This is a genomic window from Thalassospira xiamenensis M-5 = DSM 17429 (genome assembly GCF_000300235.2).
In the GTDB taxonomy this organism is placed as follows: Bacteria; Pseudomonadota; Alphaproteobacteria; order Rhodospirillales; family Thalassospiraceae; genus Thalassospira; species Thalassospira xiamenensis.
Genome location: NZ_CP004388.1, coordinates 633042 through 645638 on the forward strand (window position 1 = coordinate 633042; position 12597 = coordinate 645638).

At 57.3% G+C, this 12597-nt stretch carries 2 protein-coding genes; both read left to right on the forward strand.

Going from position 1 to position 12597, the window contains the following annotated elements:
• The first annotated feature begins 44 nt into the window (after positions 1-44).
• Positions 45-12299 (forward strand): Ig-like domain-containing protein, encoded by a 12255-nt coding sequence (locus tag TH3_RS02905; protein WP_040059483.1) that lies wholly within the window; start codon positions 45-47, stop codon positions 12297-12299.
• 158 nt (positions 12300-12457) lie between these two features.
• Positions 12458-12592, forward strand: a complete 135-nt coding sequence (rpmH, locus tag TH3_RS02910; RefSeq protein WP_007091264.1) for a 50S ribosomal protein L34 — start codon at positions 12458-12460, stop codon at positions 12590-12592.
• Positions 12593-12597 lie beyond the last annotated feature (5 nt).

Consider the following 12597-nt stretch of genomic DNA (forward strand, 5'->3'; position numbering starts at 1 on the left):
CGGATCAGGGATTCCCGTCCCGCATTTCTCGGAGAATGGGCTAGATGGCGGACGATCCTCGCGACGCAGAAGACACTCGCAACGAACTGGGCGGAAACCGGGCAGATACCGGTACCGGCGGTGATGATCTTATGCGTGATGATCGCAGTGGCGATGATCCGGACGAGCATGTCGAACTGCATGGTGATCAGAATGGCGATGGCGGCATTCCCAACGAACAGTTGGGCAGTGTTCATTATGGCAATCAGGTCAATAACCCGCAGGGCGAAGACCAACGCCAGTTCCGCCAGCGCAACGCGGGCGATCAACGGGCCGAGGAAACAACCCAGGCCGACGCCACGGAAAAACAGATAAAGGCCGAGGCCGAGCGGGTCGAGCTTGAAAACAATATCGATACGGTTGGCGAGGGCGCTGAAACTGCTGGTGGCAGCTCAGGAAACGACCCGGTTTCCCTGCGGTCAAACGATGCAGGTGGTGCTGATAACCCGCAACCGGTTTCAACACCCGATACGACCATTGTCCCCGGTGCCGGCGAAGGCGGTGGTGGCCGCTCCGGTCAAAATATTGAAACTGATTTTGCGCCCCGGTCCGCACCGGCATCAGAGGCTGCTGTTGCGGCGGCCGATGTCAGTGCTGCGGATTCCGACGAACTGGACGAGGTTCTGGAACTCGAAACCCGGAACGAGGTGCCAAAAGTCGCCGACGCACCAAGCCTTTCTGCCACGGATGTTGCCGGTGACGAAGACAGTGCGATCTCGCTTGATGTCTCTGCTGCTCTTCGTGACCTTGATGGCGGCGATGAAACCCTTTCGATCACGATTTCCGGCGTGCCTGATGGGGCGGTTTTATCGGCCGGCACGGATAACGGCGATGGCACATGGTCACTGACACCAGGCCAGCTTGCGGGCCTGACGATCACGCCCGCTGAGAACTACAATGGCAGCTTCGATCTTTCGGTGACCGCGACCAGCACCGAGGCCAATGGCAGCACATCATCGACAAGCACAAGCTTCACGGTCGATGTCGAAGCCGTTGCCGATGGTGCAACGCTTGATGTCCGCGATGCCGCCGGTGCCGAAGACAGTGCGATTGCACTCTCGATTGATACCGAACTGCTTGATGCGAACGAGGGCATCTCGATCACCATCTCAGGCGTGCCAGATGGCGCAACCCTGTCCGCCGGAACCGACAATGGTGACGGCACCTGGACCCTCGACGTCGCCGATCTCGACGGCTTGACAATCACACCGGGCGAAAATTTCAGCGGCAGCTTCGACCTGACCGTATCTGTCTCGACAACTGACGGCACCGATAGCGCAGTCGTTGTCGAAGAGATTACGGTTGATGTTGCGGGGATCGCAGACGCGCCGACATTGGATGTGTCGGATGCGAGCGGGTCCGAAGACAATGCGATTGCACTCGACATTGATGCGGGCCTGACGGACAGCTCCGAAGTTCTGAGTGTTACGATCAGTGGCGTGCCAGAAGGTGCGATCTTGTCTGCGGGTACAGATAACGGCGATGGCAGTTGGACTCTAAGTCCCGATCAGCTCGCAGGCCTGACGATTACCCCGTCGGATGATTTCTCCGGCAGCTTCGAGCTTGGTGTGACGGCAACGTCTGCCGATGGCGAAGATATCGCGACAACAACAGGCAGCATTACGGTTGATGTCGCAGGTGTTGCCGATAAGCCGACGTTGGATGTCTCTGACACCAGTGGTTCAGAAGATTCTGCCATTTCGCTTGATATTGATGCTGGTCTCACGGACTCCAGCGAAGTTCTCACCGTTACGATCAGCGGCGTGCCAGAAGGTGCGACGTTGTCTGCCGGTACCGACAATGGTGATTGTAGCTGGACTCTGAGTTCCGATCAGCTTGCAGGCCTGACGATCACGCCAGCAGATGATTTCTCCGGCAGCTTCGAGCTTGGTGTGACGGCAACGTCTGCCGATGGCGAAGATATCGCGACAACAACGGGCAGTATTACTGTTGATGTCGCAGGTGTCGCCGATGACCCGACGTTGGATGTTACGGATGCATCTGGCAACGAAGATTCTGCGATTGCACTCGACATTAATGCAGGCCTGACGGATTCCAGCGAAGTCCTGACGGTAACCATCTCTGGTGTTCCGGAAGGTGCCGCCTTGTCGGCAGGTACGGATAACGGCGATGGCAGCTGGACCTTGTCTGCGGCCGACCTGAACGGCCTGACGATCACACCAGCGGACGATTTCAGCGGATCGTTTGACCTGATGGTCACCGCGCAATCTGCGGATGGTGAAGATGTTGCGACCACAACAGGCAGCATTACGGTTGATGTTGCCGGTGTTGCCGATGCTCCGACGCTGGATGTCTCCGACGCCAGTGGTTTGGAAGATTCGGCCATTACGCTCGACATTGACGCAGGCCTGACGGACAGCTCCGAAGTTCTGAGTGTCACGATCAGCGGCGTACCAGAAGGCGCGACACTGTCTGCGGGCACCGATAACGGTGATGGCAGCTGGACGCTATCTGCTGCCGACCTGAATGGTCTGACGATTACACCAGCGGATGATTTTAGCGGATCGTTTGATCTGACAGTCACCGCGCAGTCGGCTGATGGCAGCGATATCGCCACCGCGACGGATACGATTACGGTTGGTGTCGCGGGTGTCGCCGATGCGCCGACTTTGGACGTCTCTGATGCCAGTGGTTCAGAAGATTCGGCGATTACGCTCGACATTGACGCAGGCCTGACGGACAGCGGTGAAGTTCTAACCGTTACGATCAGTGGCGTGCCAGAAGGTGCTGCCTTGTCGGCTGGTACGGACAACGGTGACGGGACCTGGACCTTGTCATCCGCCGACCTGAACGGTCTGACGATTACACCAGCAGATGATTTTAGCGGATCGTTTGATTTGACGGTGACGGCGCAGTCGGCTGATGGTGACGATGTTGCGACGAGCAGCGGCACGATCACTGTTGATGTTGCCGGTGTGGCAGATACGCCGACATTGGACGTTTCTGATGCCAGTGGTTCAGAAGATTCGGCGATTGCACTCGACATTGATGCAGGCCTGACGGACAGCGGTGAAGTTCTAACCGTTACGATCAGTGGTGTGCCAGAAGGTGCGGCCTTATCTGCCGGTACCGATAACGGTGATGGCAGCTGGACTCTAAGTCCCGATCAGCTTGCAGGCCTGACGATCACGCCAGCGGATGACTTCAGCGGGTCGTTTGATCTGACAGTCACCGCTCAATCTGCGGATGGCAGCGACATTGCGACAGCTACGGATACGATTACGGTTGATGTTGCCGGTGTCGCCGATACGCCGACGCTGGATGTCTCTGACACCAGTGGTTCAGAAGATTCTGCCATCGCGCTGGATATTGATGCTGGTCTCACGGACTCCAGCGAAGTTCTCACCGTTACGATCGGCGGCGTGCCAGAAGGTGCGACGTTGTCTGCCGGTACCGACAATGGTGATGGTAGCTGGACTCTGAGTTCCGATCAGCTTGCAGGCCTGACGATCACACCCGCGGATGATTTTAGCGGATCGTTTGACCTGACAGTCACCGCGCAATCTGCGGATGGCAGCGACATTGCGACAGCGACGGATACGATTACGGTTGACGTTACAGGTTTTGCGGACGCACCTACTTTGAACGTCTCTGACGCCAGTGGTTCAGAAGATTCTGCCATTTCGCTTGATATTGACGCGGGTCTGACGGATTCCAGCGAAGTGCTGACGGTGACCATCTCTGGTGTCCCGGAAGGGGCAACTTTGTCCGCGGGCACCGATAACGGTGACGGCACCTGGGCTCTTGGTTCCGATCAACTCGCAGGCCTGACGATCACGCCAGCAGATGATTTCTCCGGCAGCTTCGAGCTTGGTGTGACCGCAACGTCGGCAGATGGTTCTGATGTAGCAACCACGACCGGTTCAATCACGGTTGATGTTGCCGGTGTGGCCGATGCACCGACGCTGGAAGTATCGGATGCTTCGGGTTACGAAGACCGGCCAATTGCGCTTGATCTTGACGCTGTCCTGACAGACGCCAGTGAAGTTCTCTCTGTCACCATCTCCGGTTTTCCGGATGGCGCAAGGCTCTCTGCCGGTACGAACAATGGTGACGGCAGCTGGACGCTGAGCCCGGATCAACTTGATGGCCTCAGAGTCAGGCCGCCGTACAACTATAGTGGCGCGTTTGAGCTTGATGTAACGGCCCAGTCTGTGGACGGGTCGGATATTGCCACGACAAACGGCTCAATCACGGTTGATGTCGAAGGCGTCGCAGACCGACCGACGCTTGATGTGTCGGATGCGCAGGGTCTTGAGGATACAGCGATTGCGCTCGATATTGATGCCGCGCTGACAGATTCCAGCGAGGTGTTGAGCGTCACCGTAAGCGGTGTGCCCGATGGTGCGGAACTGTCTGCCGGGATCGACAATGGTGATGGCACATGGACGTTGGATGCCGATGAGCTTGCAGGACTGACGATCACACCACCGGAAAACTTCAGTGGCGCGTTTGATCTTAAGGTGGTCGCACGATCCACAGATGGCGATTCTGTTGCATCAACATCCGATCCGGTGCGTCTTCTGACGCGCAGCGGCAACAGCACAATTACCGTTGAGGTGACCGGTGTCGCGGATGCTCCGACACTCGAAGTAAGTGATGCGTCTGGCAACGAGGACAATGTTATTGCCCTCGATATTGATGCCGGTCTGACGGATTCCAGCGAAACTCTGACGGTCACGATCTCTGGTGTTCCCGATGGTGCAACCCTGTCTGCGGGCACCGACAACGGTGATGGCACCTGGACGCTGGGCTCTGATCAGCTTGATGGTTTGACGATCACCCCGGCGGATGACTTCAGCGGTTCGTTTGATCTGGGTGTGATGGCGACCTCTGCCGATGGTTCAGACGTTGCGACCACGACGGGTTCGATTACGGTTGATGTTGCCGGTGTTGCCGATGCTCCGACGCTCGGCGTCAGTGATGCCAGCGGCAACGAAGACAGTGCCATTGCTTTGAATATTGACGCTGGTTTGGCTGATTCCACTGAAACGCTGACAATTACGATTAGCGGGGTCCCAGAAGGTGCGACGCTGTCGGTAGGTACTGACAACGGTGACGGTACATGGACACTGACAAGTGATGAACTGGAAGGTATCAGCGTTACACCGCCGTCTGATTTCAGCGGTAGTTTTGACCTTGAAATTACTGCAAGTACGCAGGATGGCACCGATATCGCATCGGTTACAGATACCGTTATGGTGGACGTGGCCGGTGTGGCCGACGCGCCGACGCTTGATGTCAGTGACGCGTCTGGCAACGAGGACAATGGTATCGCCCTCGACATCGACGCCGCTCTTGCTGACAGCTCGGAGACTCTCACTGTCACCATTAGGGGCGTTCCGAATGGCGCGACCCTGTCGGCAGGGACCGATAATGGCGATGGGACCTGGACGCTGGGTTCGGATCAGCTTGACGGTCTGACGATTACGCCTGCGGATGACTTCAGTGGTTCGTTTGATCTTGATGTGACGGCGTCCTCTGCCGATGGTTCAGACGTTGCGACCACGACGGGTTCGATTACGGTTGATGTCGCTGGTGTTGCGGATGCGCCGACACTGGAAGTGTCTGACGCCTCTGGCGACGAAGACAGTGCGATTGCGCTCGATATTGACGCAGGCCTCACCGACAGCTCAGAAGTAATGACAGTGACCATCTCCGGTGTTCCGGATGGGGCAACCCTGTCTGCGGGCACCGATAACGGAGATGGCACCTGGACGTTGACCCCTGCACAGCTTGAAGCGCTTACGATCACACCATCGGAAAACTATTGGGGCAACTTTGAGCTGACCGTTACGGCCACATCGGTTGATGGTGAGGACAGTGCAAGCATCTCACAGGTGCTGCAGATCGAAGTGATTGACGATCCGAATGAGAGCGTGATTGGTACGACCGGTTCTGATGAAATCACGACCGCTGAAGGTAATGATTATGTAGAAGGCCTGAGCGGCAACGATATTATCAATTCCGGTACAGGTAATGATACCAACTATGGCGGCAGCGGCGATGACATTATTGATGCAGGCGAGGGTAATGATATCGTCTATGGCGGCAGCGGCCATGACATCATTGATGCCGGTCAGGGTAATGATACCGTCCATGGCGGCAGCGGACGTGACACGATCAGCGGCGGCGAGGGTGAGGATTATATCAATGCCGGTGGCTCGGATGACATTGTAACTGGCGGTGCCGGAGACGACACGATCTACGGTGGCAACGGTCGTGACACGATTTCGGGCGGCGACGGTAGTGATTACATCAATGCCGGAAATTCTGATGACATCGTGAATGGCGGTGCAGGTAACGACACCGTTATTGGCGGCGGCGGCAAGGATACCCTTGATGGGGGTGACGGCACGGATACGCTTTATGGCGGTAGTTCCAACGACACGCTGACAGGGTCGGGCGATGACAGGCTTTATGGCGAGGCTGGAAATGACGAGATCAATTACACCGTCGATCTGAGCGCAGAGGGAACCGGCATTGTCGATGGCGGTTCAAACACCGATACATTGAAGCTTTATCTGAATTCGGATCAGCTTTCAGGCGAGGGTGTTCTTGAAGCATTGCAGGACCTCAAAGCCCATGTCGAAAGCGGTGAGGGCGGCAGCCTGATGCTTGACGCACTCGGGGTCGAGGTCAGCAATATCGAGAATCTCGAAATTTATGTCGATGGTGCGTCCTATAACCCGGCGGCAGAGGCTCCGGCACTGGATGTCGCTGATGCCACGGGTGCCGAGGATGGCGGCGCGATTGCCCTTGATATTGATGCGTCGCTTGGCGACGCAACCGAAATCCTGAGCATCACCATTTCTGGTGTGCCCGAAGGTGCGATCCTGTCTGCCGGAACCGATAACGGAGACGGTAGTTGGACGCTTGAGGCCGCAGACCTTGAAGGTTTGACGATTACACCGGTCGATGATTACAGCGGTACATTCGATCTTACCGTTACGGCAACTTCAAGTGCTGGCGATGACAGTGCATCGACCAGTCAGGTCATCACTGTTGATGTCAGCGCAGTTGCAGATACACCGACTTTGACCGTGTCGGATGCATCGGGCAGCGAAGACAGCGCGATTGGTCTGGATGTCGATGCGGGGCTGACAGATACCAGCGAAACGATGACCATCACCATCAGCGGTGTTCCCGATGGGGCCAGCCTGTCGGCCGGGACCAGTAACGGTGATGGCAGCTGGACATTGAGTGCTAGTGATCTTGAAGGTCTGAGCATCACCCCGAGCGGTGATTACAGCGGCAGCTTTGATCTGACCGTCACGGTAACATCGCAGGACGGCAACGACACGGCATCGATCAGCGATACCATTACGGTTGCTGTCGCCGGTGTCGCGGACAAGCCAGCACTGGATGTATCAAATGTATCCGGCACCGAAGACAGTGCCATTGCGCTCGATATTGACGCAGGCCTGACAGATGCATCTGAACTCCTGACCGTCACGATCAGTGGCGTTCCGGAAGGTGCCGCCTTGTCGGCAGGTACCGATAACGGCGATGGCAGCTGGACCTTGTCGACGGCCGACCTGAACGGACTGACGATCACACCAGCGGATGATTTTAGCGGATCGTTCGATCTGACGGTGACCGCGCAGGCGGCTGATGGCAGCGATATCGCCACCGCGACGGATACGATTACGGTTGATGTCGCGGGTGTCGCCGATGCGCCGACTTTGGACGTCTCTGATGCCAGTGGTTCAGAAGATTCGGCCATTACGCTCGATATTGACGCAGGCCTGACGGACAGCTCCGAAGTTCTCACCGTTACGATTAGTGGTGTGCCAGAAGGTGCAACCTTGTCGGCTGGAACCAATAATGGTGATGGCAGCTGGACGCTGTCGGCGGCTGACCTGAACGGTCTGACGATCACACCAACGGATGATTTTAGCGGGTCGTTTGATCTGACAGTCACCGCGCAATCTGCGGATGGCAACGATATCGCCACCGCGACGGATACGATTACGGTTGATGTCGCCGGTGTCGCCGATACGCCGACGTTGGATGTCTCTGACACCAGTGGTTCAGAAGATTCGGCGATTGCGCTCGATATTGACGCAGGCCTGACGGACAGCTCCGAAGTTCTAACCGTTACGATCAACGGCGTGCCAGAGGGCGCGACCCTGTCAGCCGGTACCGATAACGGTGATGGCAGCTGGACTCTAAGTCCCGATCAGCTTGCAGGCCTGACGATTACCCCGTCGGATGATTTCTCCGGCAGCTTCGAGCTTGGTGTGACGGCAACGTCTGCCGATGGCGAAGATATCGCGACCACAACGGGCAGTATTACGGTTGATGTTGCTGGTGTTGCCGATGCGCCGACGCTGGAAGTCTCTGACACCAGTGGTTCGGAAGATTCGGCGATTGCACTCGACATTGATGCAGGCCTGACGGACAGCTCCGAAGTTCTGAGTGTCACGATCAGCGGCGTTCCGGAAGGTGCGACCCTGTCAGCCGGTACCGATAACGGTGATGGCAGCTGGACTCTAAGTCCCGCTCAGCTTGCAGGCCTGACGATTACCCCGTCGGATGATTTCTCCGGCAGCTTCGAGCTTGGTGTGACGGCAACGTCTGCCGATGGCGAAGATATCGCGACCACAACGGGCAGTATTACTGTTGATGTTGCAGGTGTGGCAGATACGCCGACATTGGAAGTTTCTGATGCCAGTGGTTCGGAAGATTCGGCGATTACGCTCGACATTGACGCAGGCCTGACGGACAGCGGTGAAGTTCTAACCGTTACGATCAGCGGCGTGCCTGAAGGTGCGACCTTGTCTGCCGGTGCCGATAACGGTGACGGCAGTTGGACACTGTCGGCGGCTGACCTGAACGGTCTGACGATCACACCAGCGGATGACTTCAGCGGATCGTTTGATCTGGCGGTCACCGCGCAATCTGCGGATGGTGACGATGTTGCGGCGAGCAGCGGCACGATCACTGTTGATGTTACGGGTGTCGCCGATGCGCCGACGTTGGATGTTACGGATGCATCTGGCAACGAAGATTCTGCGATTGCACTCGACATTGATGCAGGCCTGACGGACAGCTCCGAAGTTCTAACCGTTACGATCAACGGCGTACCAGAGGGCGCGACCCTGTCTGCCGGTACCGATAACGGTGACGGCACCTGGACTCTTGGTTCCGATCAGCTTGCAGGCCTGACGATCACGCCAGCTGATGATTTTAGCGGATCGTTTGATCTGATGGTGACGGCAACGTCTGCCGATGGCGAAGATATCGCGACCACAACAGGCAGCATTACGGTTGATGTTGCAGGTGTTGCCGATGCTCCGACGCTGGAAGTTTCGGATGCATCTGGTAACGAAGATTCTGCGATTGCACTCGACATTGATGCAGGTCTGACGGACAGCTCCGAAGTTCTGAGTGTTACGATCAGCGGCGTGCCAGAGGGTGCGACCCTGTCAGCCGGTACCGATAACGGTGACGGCAGTTGGACACTGTCGGCGGCTGACCTGAACGGTCTGACGATTACACCAGCGGGTGACTTCAGCGGATCGTTTGATCTGGCGGTCACCGCGCAATCTGCGGATGGCAACGATATTGCGACCACAACAGGCAGCATTACGGTTGATGTTGCCGGTGTTGCCGATACTCCGACGTTGGAAGTTTCGGATGCATCTGGTAACGAAGATTCGGCCATTACGCTCGATATTGACGCAGGCCTGACGGATAGCTCCGAAGTTCTGAGTGTCACGATCAGCGGCGTGCCAGAAGGTGCGACCTTGTCTGCCGGTACCGATAACGGTGACGGCAGTTGGACACTGTCGGCGGCTGACCTGAACGGTCTGACGATCACACCAGCGGATGACTTCAGCGGATCGTTTGACCTGACGGTCACGACGCAGTCGGCTGATGGTGACGATGTTGCGACGAGCAGCGGCACGATCACTGTTGATGTCACGGGTGTCGCCGATGCGCCGACTTTGGGAGTCTCTGACGCCAGTGGTTCGGAAGATTCGGCGATTGCACTCGACATTGATGCAGGCCTGACTGACAGCTCCGAAGTTCTAACCGTTACGATCAACGGCGTGCCAGAAGGTGCGACCTTGTCTGCGGGTACCGATAACGGTGATGGCAGTTGGACTCTAAGTCCCGATCAGCTCGCAGGCCTGACGATCAAGCCAGCGGATGATTTCTCCGGCAGCTTCGAGCTTGGTGTGACCGCAACGTCGGCAGATGGTTCTGATGTAGCAACCACGACCGGCTCAATCACGGTTGATGTCGCAGGTGTCGCCGATGCGCCGACGTTGGATGTCTCTGACACCAGTGGTTCAGAAGATTCGGCCATTACGCTCGACATTGACGCAGGCCTGACGGACAGCAGCGAAGTTCTAACCGTTACGATCAGTGGCGTGCCAGAAGGTGCCGCCTTGTCGGCTGGCACGGACAACGGTGACGGGACCTGGACCTTGTCGGCGGCTGACCTGAACGGTCTGACGATCACGCCAGCGGATGATTTCAGCGGATCGTTTGATCTGGCGGTCACCGCGCAATCTGCGGATGGCAGCGACATTGCGACCACAACAGGCAGCATTACGGTTGATGTTGCCGGTGTCGCCGATGCGCCGACACTTGATCTGTCTGATGCCAGTGGGGACGAGGGCAATGCTGTCGCGCTTGATATCGACGCAGGCCTGACGGACAGCAGTGAGACCCTGACGATTATCATCAGTGGTGTACCGGGCGGTGCGACCCTGTCTGCCGGGACCGATAACGGGAACGGTACCTGGACGCTGAGCCCGGCCCAGTTGAGTGGCCTGAGCCTGACCCCGGCAAGTGATTATTTCGGAACGTTCGAGCTGACGGTCTCGGCCCAGTCGCGTGATGGCAGCGATACCGCCACGACGACCGCGATCCTTCTGGTCACGATTGAGGAAGAAGCCGCCGATCCCAATGAAACCCGTTGGGGGTCGGAAGCAAGCGAGATGTTCCAGACCGGTTCCGGCAACGATACCATCGGCGCGGGTGGCGGTCATGACACCATCTGGACCAATGCGGGCAACGATACGATCTGGGCCGGGAACGGCAATGATGTCATTTATGCCGGTGACGGTGATGACAGCATCACCGGCGATGGCGGGAACGATTATATCAATGCCGGTGGGGGCAATGACATCGTCCATGGTGGCGAGGGCACGAATACGATCTATGCCGGAGAAGGTAATGACTATGTCACCGGCGGCAGCGGCGATGACAAAATCCACGCCAGCGGTGGTGACAATATTGTCTATGCCAACGAAGGTACGAACACCGTTCAGACCGGCGAGGGCAACGACACCATCTATACCGGCAGCGGCCGTGACACCATTGTTGGGGGGGATGGCAACAATATCGTCAATGCAGGTGAAGGCGATAACCGCATCTGGACCGGGACCGGCAATGACACGATCCGTGTCGGAAGCGATGACGATTATATCGATGCCGGGGATGGCGACAACACGATCACGGGCGGCGAAGGCCGCAATACCATCCTTGGCGGCAGTGGCGATGACAGCATCACGACCGGCAGCGGTAAGGATACGGTCGCGTCTGGTGACGGCAATGATCGCATTGATGTTGGCGGCGGGGATAATACCGTATGGGGCGAGGGCGGCAACGACTCGATCCATGGCGGATACGGTGATGACACCTTCCTTGGCGGTGACGGTAACGACATCCTGAATGCGGACGGCGGATCGAACTATTTTGACGGCGGATCGGGCAACGATACCCTAACCACCGGCTGGGGGCGCGATACGCTGTATGGCGGATCGGGTGACGACACGATTGATGGCGGTGGCGACAAAGACCGTCTTTATGGTGACGATGGCAATGACACCCTGATTGGCGGTGCGGGGAAAGATACCCTGTCTGGTGGTGCCGGGAATGACATGCTGCTGGGCGGGGATGATGACGACACGCTGATTGGCGGCACCGGCGATGACCAGCTTTACGGTGGTGGCGGGTCGGATCTGTTTATTTTCAACATGGGTGACGGGGCGGACCATGTGGACGGTGGGGCCAATGGATGGACCACCGATACCATCGAATTGCATAGTGCCAATGGTGGCAATATCGATTCGAGTGACTGGACCCTGGTTCTGGATGAAGGCAGCATTACGAAATCGAAGCACAACTATATGGAACTCTCCACCGATTCGTCGGGAACCATTGTGTTTTCTGATGGAACCGAGTTGACATTTTCCAATGTCGAACGTATCGAGTGGTGACGAAAAGACGATTTGGATGCCGTCGGGACGCAATCTCGGCGGCATTGTCGGTTTTCTGGGGGAACTCACCCTGTCGCGATTGACAGCCATGGTGTGAAGTCCTATACAGCGGACCTCGAATTTTATCGGATTACCTTTATTAGAACGGAGTAAGTGCAGTGAAGCGCACCTACCAGCCAAGCAAACTCGTACGGAAACGCCGCCACGGCTTCCGTTCCCGCAGCGCGACCGTCGGTGGCCGCCGTGTGCTTACCGCACGCCGCGCCAAGGGCCGCAAGCGTCTGTCGGCCTAATGTTG